Origin of the sequence: Shewanella marisflavi, from assembly GCF_002215585.1 — a bacterium.
Classification (GTDB): Bacteria; Pseudomonadota; Gammaproteobacteria; order Enterobacterales; family Shewanellaceae; genus Shewanella; species Shewanella marisflavi.
Window position 1 is genome coordinate 3853946 of sequence record NZ_CP022272.1, and the last position, 21423, is coordinate 3875368.

The 21423-nt window shown below is 51.8% G+C and carries 18 protein-coding genes; 1 reads left to right on the forward strand and 17 read right to left on the reverse strand.

Features of this window, described 5'->3' with window-relative positions:
* Nucleotides 1-38: 38 nt before the first annotated feature.
* Together secA and CFF01_RS16960 are read right to left on the reverse strand one after the other, a co-directional pair.
* Complete coding sequence (gene secA / locus CFF01_RS16955) at nucleotides 39-2762, reverse strand: preprotein translocase subunit SecA (protein ID WP_088905563.1); 2724 nt, start codon at nucleotides 2760-2762, stop codon at nucleotides 39-41.
* 58 nt (nucleotides 2763-2820) lie between these two features.
* The gene (locus CFF01_RS16960; protein ID WP_033539393.1) at nucleotides 2821-3720 is read right to left on the reverse strand and encodes a M23 family metallopeptidase; all 900 of its coding nucleotides are present in this window, start codon (nucleotides 3718-3720) and stop codon (nucleotides 2821-2823) included.
* A gap of 27 nt (nucleotides 3721-3747) precedes the next feature.
* On the opposite strand from CFF01_RS16960, the gene CFF01_RS16965 reads away from it, so the two are divergent.
* Nucleotides 3748-4203 carry a DUF721 domain-containing protein gene (locus tag CFF01_RS16965; protein ID WP_033539392.1) on the forward strand — a complete coding sequence of 152 codons (456 nt, stop codon included), beginning with the start codon at nucleotides 3748-3750 and terminating at the stop codon, nucleotides 4201-4203.
* Nucleotides 4204-4205: 2 nt separating this feature from the next.
* Here CFF01_RS16965 and lpxC read toward each other — a convergent pair whose 3' ends face one another.
* The 15 genes from lpxC to mraZ form a co-directional block, all read right to left on the reverse strand.
* Nucleotides 4206-5126 carry a UDP-3-O-acyl-N-acetylglucosamine deacetylase gene (gene lpxC / locus CFF01_RS16970; protein WP_033539391.1) on the reverse strand — a complete coding sequence of 307 codons (921 nt, stop codon included), beginning with the start codon at nucleotides 5124-5126 and terminating at the stop codon, nucleotides 4206-4208.
* 178 nt (nucleotides 5127-5304) lie between these two features.
* Nucleotides 5305-6480 (reverse strand): cell division protein FtsZ, encoded by a 1176-nt coding sequence (ftsZ, locus tag CFF01_RS16975; protein WP_033539390.1) that lies wholly within the window; start codon nucleotides 6478-6480, stop codon nucleotides 5305-5307.
* 33 nt (nucleotides 6481-6513) lie between these two features.
* Nucleotides 6514-7749: a cell division protein FtsA gene (ftsA, locus tag CFF01_RS16980; RefSeq protein ID WP_033539389.1), complete on the reverse strand. Its 1236-nt coding sequence runs from the start codon at nucleotides 7747-7749 to the stop codon at nucleotides 6514-6516.
* A gap of 3 nt (nucleotides 7750-7752) precedes the next feature.
* Nucleotides 7753-8517 (reverse strand): cell division protein FtsQ/DivIB, encoded by a 765-nt coding sequence (locus CFF01_RS16985; protein WP_088905564.1) that lies wholly within the window; start codon nucleotides 8515-8517, stop codon nucleotides 7753-7755.
* A 145-nt stretch (nucleotides 8518-8662) separates the two neighbouring features.
* Nucleotides 8663-10117, reverse strand: a complete 1455-nt coding sequence (gene murC / locus CFF01_RS16990; RefSeq protein WP_033539387.1) for a UDP-N-acetylmuramate--L-alanine ligase — start codon at nucleotides 10115-10117, stop codon at nucleotides 8663-8665.
* Complete coding sequence (gene murG / locus CFF01_RS16995) at nucleotides 10110-11204, reverse strand: undecaprenyldiphospho-muramoylpentapeptide beta-N-acetylglucosaminyltransferase (RefSeq protein WP_088905565.1); 1095 nt, start codon at nucleotides 11202-11204, stop codon at nucleotides 10110-10112. The genes murC and murG overlap by 8 nt, the downstream gene beginning before the upstream one ends.
* Nucleotides 11205-12419 (reverse strand): cell division protein FtsW, encoded by a 1215-nt coding sequence (ftsW, locus tag CFF01_RS17000; RefSeq protein WP_033539385.1) that lies wholly within the window; start codon nucleotides 12417-12419, stop codon nucleotides 11205-11207.
* The gene (murD, locus tag CFF01_RS17005; RefSeq protein ID WP_088905566.1) at nucleotides 12412-13743 is read right to left on the reverse strand and encodes a UDP-N-acetylmuramoyl-L-alanine--D-glutamate ligase; all 1332 of its coding nucleotides are present in this window, start codon (nucleotides 13741-13743) and stop codon (nucleotides 12412-12414) included. The genes ftsW and murD overlap by 8 nt, the downstream gene beginning before the upstream one ends.
* 6 nt (nucleotides 13744-13749) lie before the next feature.
* On the reverse strand, nucleotides 13750-14832 hold the full coding sequence (mraY, locus tag CFF01_RS17010) for a phospho-N-acetylmuramoyl-pentapeptide-transferase (protein ID WP_088905567.1): 1083 nt from the start codon (nucleotides 14830-14832) through the stop codon (nucleotides 13750-13752).
* Nucleotides 14832-16202, reverse strand: coding sequence for a UDP-N-acetylmuramoyl-tripeptide--D-alanyl-D-alanine ligase (locus tag CFF01_RS17015; RefSeq protein WP_088905568.1), 1371 nt, complete (start codon nucleotides 16200-16202; stop codon nucleotides 14832-14834). Before CFF01_RS17015 ends, mraY begins: the two co-directional genes overlap by 1 nt.
* Entirely contained in the window at nucleotides 16199-17668 is a 1470-nt protein-coding gene (gene murE / locus CFF01_RS17020; protein WP_088905569.1) for a UDP-N-acetylmuramoyl-L-alanyl-D-glutamate--2,6-diaminopimelate ligase, read from the reverse strand. The genes CFF01_RS17015 and murE overlap by 4 nt, the downstream gene beginning before the upstream one ends.
* Nucleotides 17665-19401, reverse strand: a complete 1737-nt coding sequence (locus CFF01_RS17025) for a peptidoglycan D,D-transpeptidase FtsI family protein (RefSeq protein WP_033539380.1) — start codon at nucleotides 19399-19401, stop codon at nucleotides 17665-17667. Before CFF01_RS17025 ends, murE begins: the two co-directional genes overlap by 4 nt.
* Nucleotides 19398-19712, reverse strand: coding sequence for a cell division protein FtsL (gene ftsL / locus CFF01_RS17030; protein WP_033539379.1), 315 nt, complete (start codon nucleotides 19710-19712; stop codon nucleotides 19398-19400). Before ftsL ends, CFF01_RS17025 begins: the two co-directional genes overlap by 4 nt.
* Nucleotides 19713-19749: 37 nt before the next feature.
* On the reverse strand, nucleotides 19750-20691 hold the full coding sequence (gene rsmH / locus CFF01_RS17035) for a 16S rRNA (cytosine(1402)-N(4))-methyltransferase RsmH (protein WP_088905570.1): 942 nt from the start codon (nucleotides 20689-20691) through the stop codon (nucleotides 19750-19752).
* Between the two features lie 33 nt (nucleotides 20692-20724).
* Nucleotides 20725-21183, reverse strand: a complete 459-nt coding sequence (mraZ, locus tag CFF01_RS17040; RefSeq protein WP_033539377.1) for a division/cell wall cluster transcriptional repressor MraZ — start codon at nucleotides 21181-21183, stop codon at nucleotides 20725-20727.
* Nucleotides 21184-21423: the final 240 nt, after the last annotated feature.

Below are 21423 nucleotides of genomic sequence, written 5' to 3' on the forward strand. Positions count from 1 at the left end.
CTAAGGATGGCTTTTTCTATTATAGCTAAACTAACAAATTAACTTAGCTTGCCGTGACACTGCTTATACTTGCGACCCGAACCACATGGGCATGGATCGTTACGGCCAACCTTTTCACCTTCACGGACAACCGGCTGAGTCCCGGCTAACGCTTGAGCTTCTTCGGCGCCAACGAGTGCTTCGGCTTGAGCATGTTGATAATCACGACGCATCTTAGCCTCTTCCTGGCGACGTCGCTCTTCCATCTCTTCGACATCTGATTGCGCTTGAACTTGTACTTTAGACAATACGCTGATCACATCATGCTTTAATGTCTCCAACATCTGCTGGAACAGCTCGAACGACTCACGCTTATATTCTTGCTTAGGATTCTTCTGTGCATAGCCGCGCAGATGGATACCTTGACGCAGATGGTCCATGGCTGCCAAGTGCTCTTTCCAGAGACCGTCCAGAGTTTGTAGCATCACAGCTTTCTCGAATTGACGCAGTACCTGGGCACCGACCATCTCTTCTTTCGCCTTATATGCCTTAGCCCACATTTCAACGATGCGCTCACGCAGGGTTTCCTCGTGCAGATCGTCTTCCTTATCTAACCACTCTTGAACAGGCATTCTTAGGGCGTACTCTTGCTCAAGACGGGTTTCAAGGCCAGCAACATCCCACAACTCTTCAACTGATTGCGGCGGAATGTATTGATCGATTAGACCGTTAACCACATCGGCCTGAATGTTAACGATAGTGTCTTCAATGCTTTCGGCATCCATGAGTTCGTTACGTTGAGCATAAACCACCTGACGTTGATCGTTGGCCACGTCATCGAATTCCAGCAATTGCTTACGAATATCGAAGTTACGCGCTTCAACCTTACGCTGGGCATTTTCAATCGCACGAGATACCCATGGGTGCTCAATGGCTTCGCCCTTTTCCATGCCAAGCTTCTTCATCATAGAGGAGACACGATCTGAGGCGAAGATACGCATCAAGCTGTCTTCCATTGAGAGATAGAAGCGTGATGAACCGGCATCACCCTGACGACCTGAACGACCACGAAGCTGGTTATCAATACGACGCGATTCGTGACGCTCTGTACCCAAAATATGTAGACCACCAGCTGCAACCACTTCATCGTGACGTACCTGCCAGTCAGCTTTGATCTTAGCTTTCTGTTCGGCAGTTGGGTTGTCGAGCGCTTCGATCTCCATGTTCCAGTTACCGCCTAACACGATATCGGTACCACGACCGGCCATGTTGGTTGCGATGGTTACCGCACCTTTACGACCCGCCTGGGCGACGATATCTGCTTCACGCTCATGGAACTTAGCGTTAAGTACTTCGTGCGGAATCTTCGCCTTTTTAAGCATGCTATGTAGCAGCTCAGACTGTTCAATCGAAACCGTACCCACCAACACAGGTTGACCACGCTCGCGGCAATCTATGATGTCTTTAATAATGGCTTCGTATTTTTCTTCCGCCGTCAGGTAAACCAGATCCGCATGGTCTTTACGCACCATAGGACGGTTAGTTGGAATAACGACAGTATCCAAACCATAAATATGTTGGAACTCGAACGCTTCGGTATCGGCAGTACCTGTCATACCGGCTAGCTTCTCATACTGACGGAAGAAGTTCTGGAAGGTAATAGACGCCAGCGTCTGGTTTTCATTTTGAATATGAACGCCTTCTTTAGCCTCAACCGCCTGATGTAGACCTTCTGACCAACGACGACCCGGCATAGTACGACCCGTGTGTTCATCAACGATAATCACTTCGTTATCTTGAACAATATAGTCGACATCTTTTTCAAACAGGGTATGAGCACGCAGTGCGGCATTAACGTGATGCAGCAATGAGATGTTGGCTGCTGAGTAAAGTGAATCCCCCTCAGCGAGCATGCCGCGTTCGGTCAGCAGGACTTCTACCTTCTCCTGACCGCGCTCTGTCATATGGACTTGCTTGGCTTTTTCATCAATAGAGTAATCACCCTCACCAATCTCTTCCTCGGTATCTTCTTTCTCCTGACGGATAAGATGAGGGATCAGGGTGTTGATCTTAATATATAGCTCAGAGCTATCTTCAGCGGCGCCCGAGATGATCAGCGGCGTACGCGCCTCATCGATCAAAATAGAGTCGACCTCATCGATCAGTGCATAATGCAGTGGGCGTTGAACACGCTCGTTAGGCGAGAAGGCCATGTTATCGCGCAGATAATCGAAGCCAAATTCGTTGTTGGTACCATAGGTAATATCAGACGCATAAGCCATCTTCTTTTCGGCTTGGCCCATACCCGCGATATTGACGCCAACAGACATACCTAAGAATTCAAATAGGGGACGGTTATTTTCAGCGTCACGACGAGCCAGGTAATCGTTCACAGTGATCACATGAACCCCTTTACCTGTCAGTGCATTCAGATAAGCCGGCAGGGTAGCAGTCAAGGTTTTACCTTCACCGGTACGCATTTCAGCAATACGGTTGCTATCAAGCACCATACCACCTAGTAGCTGCACATCGAAATGGCGCATATCGAACACACGCTTTGAGGCCTCACGCACAACGGCAAAGGCTTCTGGCATTACATCATCCAGCGTCTGGCCCGATTCTAATCGCTGCTTAAACTCAGCCGTCTTGGCCTTGAGCTCTTCGTCGGAAAGTTTCTCAAAATCCGCTTCGAGTGCATTAATCTTAGTGACAATCTTACCGAGAGTTTTAAGGGTGCGATCGTTACGACTACCAAATATTTTTGTCAGTAATTTACCAAACATCTGAACCACTTTTATGTTGTTGGCTAAGTCCCTGTCGAGTCCAAAAGCCTATTTTAGTTTAACCTGCCTTGCGGTAGACATACTTCTTTGGATCTATCTGCTGTCCACCACGCAACACTTCATAATGCACATGAGGACCGGTCGAGCGACCCGTACTCCCCATTTTGGCAATACTTTCGCCTTTTGCGACCACATCACCTACAGCTACTGACAAAGACTTATTGTGTCCATAGCGAGTACGCAGACCATTACCATGATCTATCTCGACTAACTCGCCATAACCAAACATATTGCCTGCCCATGTTACGACGCCGCCAGCAGTGGCGACAACATCGGCTCCCTCTTTGCCGGCAAAATCTATGCCTTTGTGCATGGTTCTGCGGCCGTTAAAGGGATCATTGCGTAAACCGTAGGGCGAAGATAACCAACCTTTCTGGATGGGACGCCCCGAGATATAACGTTCTTCATCTATATGGAGATTAGATGTCACCGTTTCAAGTAGTGATAATTGAACATTATTGTTATCTATTCGTGACACTAGCCTATCCATATCCTGAATAAGCTGATCGAGTTCGATGTTGCTGCCCAGTTCACTCAGGCCGCCAACACCGACTTCTGAAGAGAAATCGAATTGATCTTCGAGTTTATAATCTTTGGCAACTTGCTGACCCAGAGCTTCAAGTCGGGCGACTTTAGCCTGCATTCTTGCGACATGGGTAACCAACATGGCTAATTGCGATTCGGTTGCGCCTTTAAGCTCGATGAGTTCATGCTTCTGCTCTTCGCGGGCAACACGCTCATTATCGACACTCGCCTGTTGTTGCTGGAGTTGTTTGGCATTGTGCTGATACAAGCCAGTGCCTGCGGCAATCAGCAATACAGGTAGCAATAACCAACGCTTACCCGGTTGCCAGCGCATAGCACCATTCCGACCTTGAATAAAAACTGTTACACTCATAGCCTCATTAAGCCATTTTATTATGTTATGAAAAAGCCCCCGCAGGACCTCAGTCAATTACTGCTTCAGCAGGGTCAACTTCCCTCTATAGCCGAAAAAGCAGAACTTCTGATCCACCTAGATCACTATGTTAAACAGGTGATCTCTGGTCCTGTCACGGAACAACTAAAAGTTGCCAACTTCCGTCAAGGTGTGCTCGTTATCGAAACTACCACCGCTGCATGGGCTGCAAGGATAAACTTTCAAAAACCCAAACTTTTACAACAGTTACAAGCCGAAACGCTACCCATGCTGTCCGCTATCGAGGTTAAAGTCAACCCAAGCTTGAAAATGTATGAGACAAAATCAAAGCAGGCTCACAACCAGATTAGCGAAACCGCCGCGGCGCATATCGAAGCCTTGGCTGAACATGTAGAAGGTTCCCTAGGCCAAAAACTAAAACGGCTGGCTGCTTTAGCCAGCCGTTCAAGGCAATCCAAATAGGCTTAGGCCAATACTGCACCGGTAGGTACAGCAAAACTGACTGGCACCTCTTCTTCTTTTTCGAAGCTGACCAATTCCCAAGCATCTTGCTCGGCTAACAGGGCACGTACTAACTGATTGTTCAGTGCGTGTCCCGTCTTAAAGGCACGGAATTCACCGACGATAGCATGACCTGCTACATACAGATCACCAAAAGCATCGAGAATTTTGTGCTTAACGAATTCATCCTCATAACGCAGACCATCGGGGTTGAGGACACGATATTCATCAAGCACAACGGCATTTTCCATGCTGCCACCTAACGCCAGGTTATTGGCTCGCAAATATTCGATGTCGCGCATAAACCCAAAGGTTCTCGCACGGCTGATATCGCGAACGAAAGCAGAAGATGAAAAGTCCATCACCATGTGTTGCTGACTTCTGGCAATTTCAGGATGGTTAAAATCGATTGCGAAATCGACTCTGAATCCCTTGAATGGACGCAATTCGGCCCACTTATCACCATCTTCAACACGCACAGGGCGCTTAATTCTTAGATATTTCTTTGCTGCGGCTTGCTCCTGAATCCCTACCGACTGTAGTAGGAACACCCATGGGCTGGCACTGCCATCCATGATGGGGATCTCAGGGGCATCGACTTCAATCGTTGCATTATCGATACCTAAGCCCGCTAACGCGGCAAACAGATGCTCAATTGTTGAAATACGAACACCGTCGTCATTCACAAGCGCCGTACACATGGTCGTTTCACGCACTTGATCTGCCTTAGCGGCAATCGCCACACTCGGCGTCAAGTCGGTACGAACCAACACGATCCCTGTATTTACTGGCGCGGGTTTGATCGTCAAAGTCACCTTGTTACCGGAATGCAATCCGACACCGGTGGTCTTAACCATTTCTTTAACAGTTCTTTGAAAAATCATTTATTTACCCGTTATATCACAACCAAAAAGCGTCTATTTTTGCACAACAAAGCGGCGCACAAGGGCGCTGCAGGTCGGACATGCTAGCATATCTTTGCCAATTCACCAAAATTTACAGACGATAGTCGCCGTACACCATCCTGGTTAAGGCGGCGGCTAGCACTCCCAACCAGAAGCGCTAGTCAGCTTGCTTACGCAAAAATGCCGGTATATCTAAGTAATCAAGATCACTCTTAGGCGCAGCGGCCGCAGCAGGCTGTGCCACTTGCACAACATTACCCGCTCCCATTGCCTGTGGGACTGCTTCTTCCGGTGGAAGTTCAATCTTCACCTCAGGCGCAGGAGTAGGCTCAGGGCGCTGCGCAGGCTTAGAAACCAGTTGAATATCAGGCTTCTTTTCGGCGCCAATGCCGGTTGCCACAACCGTTACACGCAGTTCATCGCTCATCTCTGGGTCAATCACCGCACCCACAACCACAGTGGCATTGTCAGATGCATAAGCCTTAACATGGTTACCTACGGTCTCGAACTCTTCGATACTCATGTCCATGCCCGCCGTGATGTTAACCAGAACGCCACGAGCTCCAGCCAGATCGATATCTTCCAGCAATGGACTGGCAACCGCCGCTTCGGCAGCTTCTTCGGCGCGATCTTCACCGCTCGCCACACCTGTGCCCATCATGGCATTACCCATTTCAGACATGACCGTCTTGACGTCGGCGAAGTCGACGTTAATCAGACCAGGACGGGTGATTAGCTCGGCAATACCTTGCACCGCACCAAGCAGAACATTGTTAGCCGCAGCAAAAGCATCTAACAGTGAAGTACCGCGGCCTAATACCTTAAGTAACTTCTCGTTAGGGATGGTGATCAGCGAATCCACATGCTTAGCCAGCATCTCGATACCTTGATCCGCGTAAGCCATACGCTTCTTACCCTCAAACGGGAAAGGCTTAGTCACTACGGCTACGGTGAGAATTCCCTCTTCACGAGCGATCTCAGCCACCACAGGTGCAGCACCAGTACCCGTACCACCACCCATACCGGCGGCGATAAAGATCATGTCCGAGCCTTTGATTGCGCTGCGGATATTCTCTCTGTCTTCTTCGGCCGCCAGGCGACCAATTTCTGGGTTGGCGCCTGCGCCAAGTCCCTTAGTGACATCACGACCTAATTGAATGGTCGTGCCCGCCGCTGACTTTCGCAGCGCCTGGGCGTCAGTGTTGGTTGCAACGAACTCAACACCTTCGATATTGTGTTTCACCATATGCTCGACGGCGTTACCACCACCGCCACCGACACCGATGACCTTAATCACCGCCTCATCGGAATGACTATCCATGATCTCAAACATGGTCTTTTCTCCATTTAGTCTGCGTTATTAACCTTAAAACTCACCTTTAAACCAACTTTGGACCCGATTCCAAAGACTGGTCACCCCTTGACGCTCAGGGCGCTCGAACTGACGCTCAAGCACTCGTCTTGCACCATAATGTAACAACCCAACACCCGTGGAGTAGATGGGCTGGTTCACATATTCAAACAATCCTTTTACAGGTAATGGCTCGGCAACCCGAACAGGCATACCAAAGGTCGCTTCGGCGACATCCACAGCGCCTTCGATAGACGCAGTGCCACCTGTTAGCACGATACCGGCGGCGACCTGATCTTCCAGACCGCAATCTCTCAATTCTTTACGTACCAGTTCAAATAGCTCCTGATACCTAGGCTCAACCACTTCTGCCAAGGTGTGGCGAGACATGGTGCGCGACGGACGTCCGCCAACCGACGGCACTTCGATACTGTCTTCGCGGCTCACCATGGCGCTTCTGGCACTGGCGTATTGCACCTTAATCTGCTCGGCGTGTGACAGTGGCGTACGGAAGATCTTAGCGATGTCGCTGGTTACCTGGTTACCTGCCACTGGCACGACGGCGCAGTGACGCAATGCGCCATTGGTGTAGATGGTGATATCTGTGGTACCGCCACCCATATCCACTAAACAGACCCCCAGATCTTTCTCATCATCTGTTAGTACCGCATCTGCCGAAGCGATAGCCGAGAACACTAAGTCATCCACTTTTAATCCGCAGCGCTCGACACTCTTGGTAATGTTTTTCGCCATATCGTTAGCACAGGTGACGATATGCACCTTGGCTTCCATCCGCATGCCAGACATACCAATAGGGCTCTTGATGCCGTCTTGCACATCGATGGCATACTCCTGCGGCAGCACATGTAAAATGCGGCGCTCAGTTGGGATCTTCACCGAGCGTGCAGTATGGATAACGTTGTCGACGTCTTCTTGAGTCACCTCTTCGTCGTTAATCGATACCATGCCGTTTTCGTTCTGACATTCGATATGCTTACCCGAGATCCCCAAGTAGACAGACGCCACCTGACAGTCGGCCATCAGTTCGGCCTGATCCAAGGCCCGTTGCACACTACGCACGATAGAGTCGAGGTCATTCACCCCGCCCTTGTCCATGCCTCGAGAGGGATGACTACCTAGGCCGACCACACTGATCTCGCCATCGGGTAACACCTCACCAATGATCACAGCAACCTTGGACGTTCCAATGTCTAATCCAACGATCAGATTTCTATCTTGATTCTTGGTCATTAATTAACGGCTCTCATTTTGTGCATCATCCCAACCTACGGCCAATCCGGTATCGTAGCGCAAATCAACTCTGGCAACGGGCTTATCCTGTTTCATCAATGTGGGATACACATGGATGAAGCGCTGCACCCTTGCCATCTTATCTTCCCGTCCCAGATTCAGCTCTATGCCATTTGCCAACACAGCTATCCAGGCATGTCTGGGACTCAACTCTAAACGGGTTAAATCAAACCCGTTAATCTTCAATAATTCACTCACCTGGCGATAGCTAGTCAACACTGACAACGCCTGATCTTCCGGGCCGACCAAGTTAGGCAATTGCCCTATGCCGTCCCGGTTGGGTGCCTTAAACACCTGCCCCTGCTCGTTAAGCCAATCTGTCTCGTTCCAGTGGGCCACAGGTTTCTGCTCGACCAGAAATACCTTTAACTTAGCTGGCCACTCTCGCCTCACCGAGGCGTGGTACACCCAGGGCAAATTTTCCAAGGCCTGCTGTACCTGATTCACATCGGCGGAGAAGAAGCTTCTCTGCATCAGATCCTGCAGCGCCGAGCGTATCTCTGCGTCGCTGGTGAACTGTCTATCACCTTTAATCGCGACCGCCTCGATAGGCAGAGCATCTGCGTCGTTGAGTACCAGATGCAGCTTCCAACCGCCTAGGGACAAACCGCACAGCACCAGGAAGAGAAAAATCAAGCCGAAACACAGATACCAATCGACCTGTTTCAACCTGTTTTTCCAACGGCTACCTAGCTCACTCCAGGACACTGCTTATCGCCCTAACACATCATTTAATGTATAAAAATCAATCAATTTACTACCAGAGGGCAGTTGTAAGTAACCGGGCATTATAACTACCTCACCTCTAGCGTCAAAAGCTTCGTCTAGGCTAGGTGACTAAGCACCTTGCACCTCATTCTTTTTCCGACTCAAACTGCAAGCCAGCATCAGCCAGTTGGCGACTTAGGGCACCAATATTGCCCGCCCCCTGAGTCAACAACAGGTCGCCATCTTGCAATATGCCAGGCAAAATCGCCTGTAGCTGCTCAGGCTCGGCCACAAAAATAGGATCGAGCTGGCCACGCTGACGAATCGAGCGGCATAGGGCGCGACTGTCTGCCCCGGGTACCGGCGCCTCACCGGCGGCATATACATCAAGCAATAACAAGCAATCCACCTGGGCCAACACCTCGACGAAATCATCATAGAGATCTCGAGTGCGGCTATATCTATGGGGCTGGTAGATCATCACCAGGCGCTTGTCTGGCCAACCTGAGCGTGCCGCCTTAATGGTTGCCGCCACTTCGCTAGGATGATGACCATAGTCATCGACCAGCATCACATCACCCGCAGAAGTGGCAAATTCACCCAGCTGCTGGAAACGTCGACCAATCCCCTGGAACTCTTCCAGCGCACGGATGATCGCTTCATCCTCAATTTCATCTTCTGTGGCTACCGCAATTGCCGCCAGCGCGTTGAGCACATTGTGACGACCCGGCAGGTTCACACTTAGGTCAAGATCCACCATCCCTTCACGGCGCACGGTAAAGCGAGAGCTATAACCTTTCTGCTCAAAGTTCAGCGCCTGTACATCGGCATCGTCGCTAAAACCATAGGTCACCACCTTACGGCCAATACGCGGCAATATCTCTCTCACCACGGGATCGTCGATACAAGCCACAGCAACACCGTAAAAAGGCAAGTTGTGCAGGAAGTCGACAAAGGTGGATTTCAACTTCTCGAAATCTCCCTCATAGGTGTCCATATGGTCGGCTTCGATATTGGTGACCACACTCACCATGGGCTGCAGATGCAAGAAACTGGCATCGCTCTCGTCAGCTTCGGCGATCAAATAACGACTCTTGCCAAGGCGCGCGTTGGTGCCGGCACTGTTAAGCAGACCACCGATCACGAAGGTCGGGTCTCGCTCGGCCTGACCATACACGCTAGCAATCAAACTCGTGGTGGTCGTCTTGCCATGGGTACCGGCCACAGCCACCCCATGACGGTAACGCATCAGCTCAGCCAACATCTCTGCTCGGCGAACGATAGGGATGCGCCGCTCCTGCGCGGCTAAAATTTCTGGGTTATTGGCATCGATAGCGGTAGAAACCACCACCACATCGACCCCTTCAACCTGATCGGCCTGGTGACCGATAAAAATGGCCGCGCCGAGTCGTTTCAGACGAGCCGTCACGGCATTCTCAGCGATATCTGAACCGCTAAGACGATAACCTTCGTTTACCAACACCTCGGCAATACCACCCATACCCGCACCGCCTATTCCCACAAAATGGATGCGCTTAACGCGACGCATCTCAGGGATAATGGTTCTTAACTGGGCGTACTTCTCTTCGGCTTTAATCATTTTTTTCCTTACTTGCCAGCGCGATACACACATTAGCGACCCGCTCAGTGGCATCTAATACAGCAACACTCTTGGCCAGTTGCCCCATCTCGACAAGGGCCTTACGATCTGATGCCAAGATCTGTAGCTTGCTGATCAATTTTTCACTAGTTAATACGGTTTGCGGCAGCAAGAAGGCGCCACCCGCTTCAACCAATACCTGGGCATTCTTAGTCTGATGATCATCCACCGCATGGGGATAAGGCACCAACAGACTCGGTAGCCCCACTGCCGCGACCTCAGACACCGTCAAGGCACCTGCGCGGCACAAAATCACATCGGCCCAACGATAGGCCGCTTCCATATCATCGATAAACTCGGCGACCTTGACGCTACCCGACTGACCGAGCTGCAAATACTCGGCTTCTACCTGCGCCTGATTGCCCTTGCCCACCTGGTGCCAAACTGTCATGGAATGCTGCTTAGCGACAGCCGCCGTCACGCTTGGCATCAGGTCGTTAAATATTTTTGCCCCCAGACTGCCACCGACAACCAATACCCTTAAGGCATCGTCTTGAGCACTGGGCACTTCGCTACGCCCAAGGGCGATCAGTTCGCTGCGGATGGGATTACCCACCACTTCAGCACCCGCTTCAAAGGTGTTATCAAAGGCACATAACACTCGCGTCGCAATACGCGACAATAGCTTGTTAGTCATACCCGGAATAGCGTTTTGCTCATGGAGCACCAGCGGAATACCGCTAAGCTTGGCTGCCACGCCCCCAGGGCCACTGGCAAAACCGCCCATGCCGAGCACCACATCAGGCTTAAACTCTTTAATCACCTCACGCGCCTGCATGATGGAGCGCAAAATCTTAAAGGGTGCCGCCAACTTACGAATAAGCCCGTTACCGCGTACCCCTTTAATATCGATAAAGTCGATATCGAAGCCATGCTGAGGCACCAGTCGCGCCTCCATACGATCGGCGGTACCAAGCCAACGCACCTGCCAACCTTGCTTGGCCAACGCTTTGGCCACGGCTAACGCCGGGAAGACATGTCCCCCCGTGCCGCCAGCCATGATCAAAATACGTTTCTCTGAGACCATCTATTTCACCTTGCCTTGTACCGCCTGTATCAGGCTTAATCGTCTTTCATGGTCGATTCTAATTAATATCATTGCTGCCGCCGTCATCACCCACAGGCTACTGCCGCCATAACTGATAAAGGGCAGCGTCAACCCCTTGGTAGGCAACATGCCAATACTGGCTCCGACGTTCACCACTGTCTGGAAACAGATCCAGATGCCAATTGAGTAAGCCAGATAGCCTTCAAACGCCTTGTCTTGCAGCAGGCAAAGATTACCCAGCTTTATCGCTCTCAAGGCAACAAACAGCAGTACCGACAACACGGCAATAATGCCCAAAAAACCCAACTCTTCGCCGATCACGGCAAAGATAAAATCGGTATGAGCCTCTGGCAGGTATTCCAGCTTCTGAATGCTGTTACCTAAGCCTTGTCCCAGCCAGTCACCACGGCCGTAGGCCATCAGCGACTGGGTAAGCTGATAACCGCTACCGAAGGGATCCTGCCAAGGGTCCAGAAACGAGGTCACCCGTCGCATACGGTAAGGTTCCAGCAATACCAGACCCACAAAGGCCATGGCACCGGTCAAGATCAGCGCGAAGAAATCGAGCAATCTTGCACCCGCTAAAAACAGTAAGCCCACAGTACCGACAAACAGCACCACCACTGTCCCCAGGTCCGGCTGCAGCAGGATCAAGAAGGCATACACGGCAAACACGGCAATCGGCTTATAGAAACCTTTGGCGTTTTCCCGCACCTCCTGATGTCGCCGCACCAGATAGCCCGCCATGTAGATGGCAAAGGCAAACTTGGCCATCTCGGCCACCTGAATGCGGATAGGCCCGACAGACAACCAACGGGTCGCACCATTTACCGTCGTGCCCACAATTGGCACTGCAACCAACATGATGCCAACAACCAAGAGCAAAATAGGGCTCAGCTGTTGCCACCTTTGCATTTCAACCTGCAGCACCACCGCTGCTATAAGGGCACATCCCAATAGGTAGGCCACATGGCGCCACACAAAGTGGAAAGGGTTACCCGTTAAACTTGTAGCCTCTGGCATAGAGGCCGACATCACCATGATGAAGCCGAAGCTTATCAGGGAGATAATCGCGAACAGTAATGCTCTGTCATAGAGCTGCATGCCCGGCGCTTCACGTTGACTAAACAGGTTTGGCAGCGTCCAACTCAGGGAGCTACCAAACAGGCTTAGTTGACGCTCATCGCTACGCATGCACCACCTCATCGTTGAGTGCAGCTACCTGAGCACGAAAATCATCACCCCTGGCCATAAAATTGCTATACATATCCAAGCTGGCACAGGCTGGCGATAGCAGCACTATATCTCCCGGCTTAGCAAGCTGCGCCGCTTGAACGACCGCCTCTTGCATAGTCTCGACCCGAATCGCACCATCAAACTGCTCGGCAATTCTGTCACCATCCTGACCTAGCGTGATCACTTGACTGACCCCCATCAGAGCATGGCGAAGCACAGAGAAATCGGCGCCCTTACCGTCACCACCGGCGATCAAAATGATCTGCCCCTCATGGTCACTCAGCCCTTGCAAAGCCGCTAGGGTAGCGCCCACATTGGTCGCCTTAGAATCGTTTACGTAGCTTACGCCCTGATGTTTTGCGACCAGCTCACAACGGTGCGCCAGGCCCTTGAAGCGCTTTGCTACGTCGACCATGACCGCCTTTGCGATCCCGGCACTATCTGCCAAGGCCATGGCGACCAACAGATTGGCCTGATTATGACTGCCGACCAAAGCCACCTGATCGCAGGCCAAATATTCGGTTGCACCATGAACTAAAACGCCATGGCTAACGCCCCATTCATCCCCTTCGGGCAGCGAGAGGCCAAAGCTGTTTTGATTCATCGGCTCGTTAGGACGGGTCAGCAGATCGTCACGATTAAAAATCGCCAGCTTGGTCTGATCGTACAAGCGCAGCTTGGCCTGACGATAGCTCTCAAGATCTGAATACCTGTCCATATGATCTTCACTGATGTTCAGACAGGTGGCGCTGATACAATTAAGGCTTGAGGTGGTTTCTAACTGAAAACTCGACAACTCAAGTACATACAGATCATGATTGCCCTCAAGCAGATCAAGCACTGGCACACCGATATTGCCGCCAACGGCATAATTGAGTCCGGCAGCAGCCGCCATCTCACCCACCAGGGTGGTGACAGTCGACTTGCCGTTTGAACCGGTAATGCCGATCACACAGGCTTCTCTCCCCTGCAGAGCTCTGGCAAACAGCTCGACATCGCCAACAATATCGATCCCCATATCCACGGCGGCGCGCACTTCGGCCGTATCCAAGGGGATCCCTGGACTCACAACAATCTGGCTGGCCTGCACCAGATAGCGACAATCGAAGCCTCCGGTCAGCAACAACACCTCAGGGAACTCTTGCGTCAAGAGCTCGCGTCCCGGAGGATTCTCGCGGCTATCCATCACCAGCGGCGTAATGCCTTGCTTAGTTAAATAACGCACAACCGACAGCCCAGTGGCGCCGAGTCCCAATACTATGTGTGTATACTGACTGGCCATGGTGTCTTACCTTAACTTTAAGGTTGCTAAGCCTAGCAACACCAAGAAGAGAGAGATGATCCAGAAACGCACGATCACCCTAGGCTCAGGCCACCCTTTTAACTCATAGTGATGATGAATAGGAGCCATTCTGAAAATACGCTGACCGCGCAGCTTGTATGAGCCGACCTGCAAAATCACAGAAACCGTTTCCATCACGAATACGCCGCCCATGATCACCAAGAGGATCTCCTGACGCACCAATACGGCGATAGTACCCAGTGCTGCGCCCAGAGAGAGCGAGCCCACATCGCCCATAAAGACTTGTGCCGGATAAGTGTTGAACCACAAGAAGCCTAACCCCGCACCGACGATAGCAGTGCAGACGATCACCAGCTCTCCCGAGCCCGGCAAATATGGAATATGCAAGTAGTTGGCAAACTGCACGTGACCCGACAGATAAGCAATCAAGGCGAAGGCTGCCGCCACCATGACGGTCGGCATGATCGCCAAGCCGTCCAGACCATCGGTCAGGTTCACCGCGTTGCTCGAACCGACGATGGTGAAATAGGCCAGCAGAATAAAGAAGCCACCCAGTTGCGGCATCACATCCTTAAAGAAGGGCACCACCAGCTGTGTCTCACCGGGACTCCCAGCTGAGGCATAGAGATAGAAGGCGATCGCCAGCGCTGCCAAAGATTGCAGAATATATTTCCAGCGGGCGATAAGCCCCTTAGTGTCCTTGCGTACCACTTTACGATAGTCATCGATAAAGCCTATCAGACCAAAGGCACCTAGCACGAAAAGCATGACCCACACATAACGGCTACCCAGGTCGCCCCAAAGCAAGACGCTGATAAAGACCCCTGCCAAGATCAACAAGCCACCCATGGTCGGCGTGCCGCGTTTAGCAAAGTGAGACTCAGGCCCTTCGTTGCGCACCACCTGACCTATCTGCAGCAATTGCAAACGCTCGATCATCTTGGGCCCCCACCACAGGCTAAACACCATGGCGGTCAACAAGCCTAAGATGGCCCTGAAGGTCACATAGGAAAACACATTAAACCCAGAGTAGAACTGGGTTAAATAATCAGCCAGATAAACCAGCATTAAAACAACTCCTTGCGCTCAAAGGCGGCAATTAAGGCCTCGATAACCCGCTCCATTTTGGCGCTACGAGACCCCTTAACTAACACAGTGACGTTTCCGGCCAACTGGTTAAAATAACCAACTAAATCAATAACCAATGCATCTAAATCGGTAAAGTGCTTGCCAGCGAATGCTTCGCTGCTCGCCCGACTCAACTCTCCTAGCGAATACAAGGCATCGATCCCCTGCAACTTGGCTTTTTCACCCAGCTGCCGATGTAAAAGGGACGCATTGTCACCCAATTCGCCTAAATCGCCCAGTACTAAACAGCGATTTCCTTCAATTTCTTGAAGCCAGTCGATGGCGGCACCGACAGAGGCCGGATTGGCATTATAGGTATCGTCGATCAACAGAAAGCGCCCAAGACGAGTCGGCTGCATCCGGCCTTTTACAGGCTTTAACTGCTTAAGCCCTTGAACTATCTCTTCAAGTGACAAGCCTAATGCCAAGCAAATACTGGTCGCCGCCAGGGCATTGCTGACCTGATGACGTCCCGATAGCGGCAGGCTCACCTGACGTTGCTCATCACGATAACTGAGGGTAAAGCGATAGCAGCCCAGAGCATCTGCCGTTAGGTCGCTAGCCACAACATCGGCTGGATGACCCTGACAGGAGAAACTGAGCTGGGTATAAGCGCTGGCCGCACTACGCATCACATCGGCAAATGCGTCGTCGGCATTGATCACTGCTACACCATCCTTAGCGAGATGAAGGAAGATCTCTGATTTCGCCTTGGCCACCCCTTGTAGTGAGCCAAAGCCCTCTAGATGCGCCGAGGCGACATTATTAACCATTGCCACATCGGGTTGCACTAAAGATGAAGTGTAATTAATTTCGCCGAGATGATTTGCACCTAATTCGAACACGCCATACTCATGCTGAGGTTCGAGACGCAACAAGGTTAAGGGCACGCCCACTTCGTTGTTGAAGTTGCCCGCGGTATAAAGCACCTGGTGCTTAACCGATAAGATGGTCGCCACCATCTCCTTGACGCTGGTCTTACCGTTTGAGCCGGTCAGGGCGACACTCTTAGGCGCCACGCACTGTTTCACATGGGCACCTATTTGTCCCATAGCTTTCTGACTGTTCGCCACAATAAGCTGAGGCACTGCTATTGGCAGTTCACGCTCAACCAACAGGGCAATGGCGCCATCCATCACCGCCTTATCGGCAAAATCATGGGCATCGAAACGCTCACCCTTAAGGGCGACAAATAGTGTCTGAGCGTCCACCACTCGGCTATCGCTAGACACCTTAGTCACAGTAAGATCTTCACCAATATGCTTGGCACCCAGTACCTTGGCTAAATCTGAAAGACGTAAAGGGATCATAGGCCCTCCTTTGCAATCGATGCTGCCAGAGCACGCTCATCATAGTCGAGACGAGTACCGGCGATCTCCTGATAGGTTTCATGGCCTTTTCCTGCCAGCAAAATCAGATCGCCTGACGAAGCTAGCGTCACGACTTCGCGGATCGCCTGTTGTCTATCCACCTGAGTCAGTGCCACCTTTGGCTTCTCAAGTCCGGCGAGCACATCGTCAATAATGGCCTTAGGATCTTCACTGCGGGCATTATCACTGGTGACCATGACGCAATCGGCATTGGCCTCGGCGGCACGTGCCATCAAAGGACGCTTGCCCTTATCACGATCCCCACCACAGCCAAAGACGCACCATAACTTGCCACGGCAATGACCACGCAGCGCCCGTAGCGCCTGTTCTATGGCATCGGGTGTATGGGCATAATCGACAACTAAGGTAACGCCATCTTGAGTGGTAAAACGCTCCATACGTCCCGCCACAGGCTGTAAGTGACCCACCTTGGTCAGCAGCTGAGACATGGAATATCCACTCAGATACAGGGCGCCTAATGCCGCAACCAGGTTAGACAGGTTAAAAATGCCCAATAAGGGCGAGTCGATCTTGGCTTGGCCTTCGGGCCAGACTAAGGTGGCGCTGACCCCTTGGCCATGCTGCTTCACCTCTTTGGTATAGATGGAGGCGCCTTCCTGCCCTTGAATGCTAAAGCCCACCAGCCCCTTGCAGCGTTTATCCTGCATCCACTGGCGGCCTATTGGATCGTCTAAGTTAATCAGACCATGACTTAACGAACTGAACCTGAACAGACGTTGCTTGGCCGCGCCGTAAGCATCCATGGTGCCGTGATAATCGAGGTGATCACGACTGAGATTAGTAAAGACCGCCACATCGAATGGCACGGCATCGACACGCCCCTGAACTAAACCATGACTGGAAACTTCCATGGCGCACACAGCGGCGCCCTGACGGTCAAAATCTTGTAGCTGACGCATCACGGTAATCGCATCGGCCGTAGTGTTACCACTATCGACCAGATGGCCCCAAAGGCCGTTACCTAGAGTGCCCATCACGGCGCTTGACCGCCCTAGGCTGTCGCTGAGCTGAGCAATCAGCTGAGTCACGGAGGTCTTACCGTTGGTGCCTGTCACGCCAATAAGCTTGATCCGCTCCCGCCCTAGGCTATAGAGCTGAGAGGCGAGCGCCGACAACTGTCGCTGCAACTGAAAGAAATAGATACGCAGGCCGTTGCCTTGCGACACCTGGCCATGTTGCTCAGGGTCATCGGTATGGATCAGCGCGGCGACAGCGCCTTGGGACAGGGCCTTATCGACAAACTCACGCCCGTCGACTCTGTGACCCGGCAACGCCACAAATACGCTGCCTTGACCAATCTCTCGGCTATCGAGCGTCAAGTGAGTCAGTGACTCACCGCCAGCATAATGAAACCAGGGGGCGAGGAGATCGCTTAACAGCATTATTCGCCCCTCCTGACATTACCGGCCAACTGAATTTTTTCTCGAGCACTGATTGGCTCAACGTTTAACATCTGTAGTGCCCCTGACATCACTTTGGCAAACACGGGAGCGGCCACATCGCCGCCATAATAACGATCGCCCTTAGGCTCATTGACTACCACCACCATGGCAAGCCTTGGGTTGTGAACTGGTGCCACGCCAGCAAACAGGGCGACATAATCTTCGCCATAACCACCTGCCACCGCCTTACGCGCGGTTCCGGTCTTACCTGCTACAGGGTAGCCATCGATATGTGCCTTCTTGGCGGTGCCACCTGGTTCTGTCACGCCGATCAGCATCTGCATCACGTTGCGCGCCACCTCTGGAGAGATCACCTGCTGACCTTCAGGGGCCTTTTGAAGCTTGAGGATCGAAGAGGGATATAACACACCGCCGCTACCCAACATGGCGTACATACGCGCGATCTGCAGTGGCGTCACGGTGAGGGCATAACCAAACGACAGGGTCGCCCGCTCAAAGTCAGACCAACGACGGCGGTCATGGATAAGGCCTGCACTTTCACCAGGCAGGTTGATGCCTGAATAGTTACCCAGCCCCATGGCCTGGTAGTAACCCAGCAGCTCCTGTACCGGCATAGATAGGGCAATCTGAGTCATGCCGACGTTACTGGAGTGCACCAAGACATCACCGAGGGACATGTCGCCATAGTTGCGACCGTCACGCACTATCTTACCGCCGATACGCACGCGGCCCGGATGAGTTTTAAAGATCTGATCGTCCTTGATGGTGCCGGCCTCTAATGCCGCTGCAACCACGAAAGGCTTAATGGTCGAGCCCGGTTCATAGGCGTCGGTCAAGGCACGGTTACGCATGCGATAACTCTGCAGATTATCGCGGGAATTAGGGTTATAACTTGGGGTATTAGCCATAGCCAATACTTCACCTGTGTGCACGTCGAGCACCACGATAGAGGCCGAAGTGGCCTGGTTGATCTCGGTCGCACGCTTGATCTCACGATAGGCCAGCTGCTGAATGCGCTGATCGATACTTAGCACCAAATCGTTAGAGCTCTCACCCGTCTGCACCATATCGAGACGCTCTACCACGTGACCATCACGTGATTTACGTACCTTGTGCTTGGTCGGCGTGCCAGTAAGCCAGTCGTTATAGGTGCTCTCTATCCCTTCGATACCGACATCATCAATATTGGTCAGGCCCACCAGCTGCGCGCTGATCTCACTGGTGGGGTAGTAACGACGCGACTCGGCTTTAAGGTAAACGCCCGGTAACTTGAGCTGCTTAATATACTCGGCCACCGCTGGGGTGACTTGTCTTTTGAGGTAGGTGAAACGTTTCTTGGGATTAGACTGAACCCGCGCCAGGATCTCCTCCTTGGGCTCGTGCAACACATCGGCTAATGCCTGCCAGCGGCGCATATCCGCAAAACCGTTGCGATCGTGCACAACCTTGGGATCGGCATAAACCGCCTTAACTGGCACACTTACCGCCAGCATCTCGCCATTACGATCTGTGATCATGCCGCGATGCACTTCATTACTCGTGGTGCGCAGGGTGCGCATGTCGCTCTCGTGACGCAGCTTTTCCGGCTCAATGATCTGAATATAGGCGGCGCGGCCCACCAAGCTGGTAAACAGCAGACACACAAAACCGACCACGACGTGTAGACGCCAGTGGATCAGCTGTGGTTTCTGTTTACGTTTCGCCTGTTTGCTCATGGTACTCTCACCACCACTTCTTCGTTGGGTAACGGCCGCTTCATCTCCAGCTCTTTTGTGGCAATCCGTGTCACCCTGCTATGTTCCGACTGCGACTGCTCTTCCAGCAAGAGGTTGCGCCATTCAATATCCAAGCGGTCGCGCTCCTGCAGCAACTGATCCCACTGGCTGGTGTACTTGCGACTGGTATGGCTGGTGTATACCACCAAAACAGCATTCGCAATCACAATAAAAGCCATCAACAGCACCCACTTATGGTGCCAAAGATCGAGTAATACGATACGAGTCAGGTTGAGTTGTGACTTACTCACTGGCGTTCCCCTAGTCTCTTACGTCTGCTCGACAGGATTAGTAATCTAATCGCTCCGCGATACGCAACACTGAGCTACGCGCTCTGGCATTGCGGCCAATCTCTTCTGCCGACGGTTTAATCGCCTTACCGACAGCCTTTAGTAAACGTGTCTTATTAATCTCCGCTTCGGTGATCGGCAGTCCATGGGGCACTGATTCCCCCTGACTATGCCGACGAATAAAGCGCTTCACCATACGGTCTTCTAACGAGTGGAAACTGATCACCGACAGACGACCCTGCGGCGCTAATACGGTAACCGCCCCTTCCAGCGCCTGATCTATCTGCTCAAGCTCACTGTTGATATAGATACGGATCGCCTGAAACACGCGCGTCGCCGGATGCTTGTTACGTTCCTTACTCTTACTCACTCTAGCGATCAGATCAGCCAAATCTTTAGTGCGCAAAAACGGGGTTTTCTCTCTATCGGCAGCGATACAGCGAGCAATATGACGGGCATTTTTCTCTTCACCATAGGTCTTAAACACCCAAGCCATGTCTTCTATTTCGGCGCGGGCCAACCACTGGGCCGCCGTCTCTCCCTGGGAGTTATCCATGCGCATATCCAGTGGACCATCACGCAGGAAACTAAAGCCGCGCTCAGCATCATCCAGCTGCGGCGATGAGACGCCAAAATCGAATAAAATGCCATCGATCTTGCCTCGCAGACCCAGGTCATCAACATATTGCGCCAGCTGACCGAAGCCACCATGAACGATAGAAAAACGCGCATCGTCGGCAAACTGCTCTGCGGCGGCGATAGCTTGAGGATCGCGATCGATAGCGATCAGGCGGCCATCAGGGCCCAGCTGCTTGAGCACTTCACGTGAATGCCCACCGCGACCAAAGGTCCCATCGATATAGATGCCATCAGGCTTAATGTTGAGTCCGGCTACCGTTTCCGTCAGCAGCACAGATAAATGCGCAAATTCTTGAGTCATCGCTCTCTTCTTTAACTTATGGTTATTCTCTTACTACAAAGAGAAGTCCGCCAAACGCTCACTATTGGCAAAGGCATCGCTTTGAATCGTTTCACGGCTAAGTTCAATCTGTTGCTGCCAGGCCGCTTCATCCCACAGCTCAAACTTGTTCAACTGCCCTACCAGCATCGCGTGCTTTTCCAGGTTGGCGTATTGACGTAGCGGTGGAGGAAGTAAAATGCGACCATTGCTATCTAACTCACATTCATGGGCATAACCGAGTAACAGGCGCTTCATGGCGCGCTCGGGTCCCTGAGTATCTGACAGCAATAACAGCTTGGCTTCTATCTGTTTCCAAGCCTCGAGTGGATAGATGAGTAAACAGGCGGCATCGAAGTCGACCGTGATCACCAGCTGGCTATTAAATTCGACGTGCAGGCTCTCACGGTATCGCTTTGGAATCGCGATCCGGCCTTTGGCATCAAGATTAATAGCACTCGCTCCACGAAACACGTTAGCTCGTCCTTGTTTTGGTTAATAGATCCACAAATATCCACAATTTCCCACAAATGCTAAGTTTAGAGATAGTGTGCAAGCATTGTCAAGGGATGCCACCATTTAAAAAGCCAGTATTCAAGCGGGTTAGCAGCCAGTTTGTAAATTTGTAACTACAGTCTCATGGAGGGCTTTTTGTGGGTGAGTCGAGGGTAAATATGTTGAAAAAACAATCAGAAGTGGTGGGCCTACAGACTT

Coding starts and splice junctions, on each gene's coding strand:
- secA (WP_088905563.1), bottom strand. CDS start 2,762: ATGTTTGGTAAATTACTGACAAAAATATTTGGTAGTCGTAACGATCGC.
- CFF01_RS16960 (WP_033539393.1), bottom strand. CDS start 3,720: ATGAGTGTAACAGTTTTTATTCAAGGTCGGAATGGTGCTATGCGCTGG.
- CFF01_RS16965 (WP_033539392.1), top strand. CDS start 3,748: ATGAAAAAGCCCCCGCAGGACCTCAGTCAATTACTGCTTCAGCAGGGT.
- lpxC (WP_033539391.1), bottom strand. CDS start 5,126: ATGATTTTTCAAAGAACTGTTAAAGAAATGGTTAAGACCACCGGTGTC.
- ftsZ (WP_033539390.1), bottom strand. CDS start 6,480: ATGTTTGAGATCATGGATAGTCATTCCGATGAGGCGGTGATTAAGGTC.
- ftsA (WP_033539389.1), bottom strand. CDS start 7,749: ATGACCAAGAATCAAGATAGAAATCTGATCGTTGGATTAGACATTGGA.
- murC (WP_033539387.1), bottom strand. CDS start 10,117: ATGATTAAAGCCGAAGAGAAGTACGCCCAGTTAAGAACCATTATCCCT.
- murG (WP_088905565.1), bottom strand. CDS start 11,204: ATGGTCTCAGAGAAACGTATTTTGATCATGGCTGGCGGCACGGGGGGA.
- ftsW (WP_033539385.1), bottom strand. CDS start 12,419: ATGCGTAGCGATGAGCGTCAACTAAGCCTGTTTGGTAGCTCCCTGAGT.
- murD (WP_088905566.1), bottom strand. CDS start 13,743: ATGGCCAGTCAGTATACACACATAGTATTGGGACTCGGCGCCACTGGG.
- mraY (WP_088905567.1), bottom strand. CDS start 14,832: ATGCTGGTTTATCTGGCTGATTATTTAACCCAGTTCTACTCTGGGTTT.
- CFF01_RS17015 (WP_088905568.1), bottom strand. CDS start 16,202: ATGATCCCTTTACGTCTTTCAGATTTAGCCAAGGTACTGGGTGCCAAG.
- CFF01_RS17025 (WP_033539380.1), bottom strand. CDS start 19,401: ATGAGCAAACAGGCGAAACGTAAACAGAAACCACAGCTGATCCACTGG.
- rsmH (WP_088905570.1), bottom strand. CDS start 20,691: ATGACTCAAGAATTTGCGCATTTATCTGTGCTGCTGACGGAAACGGTA.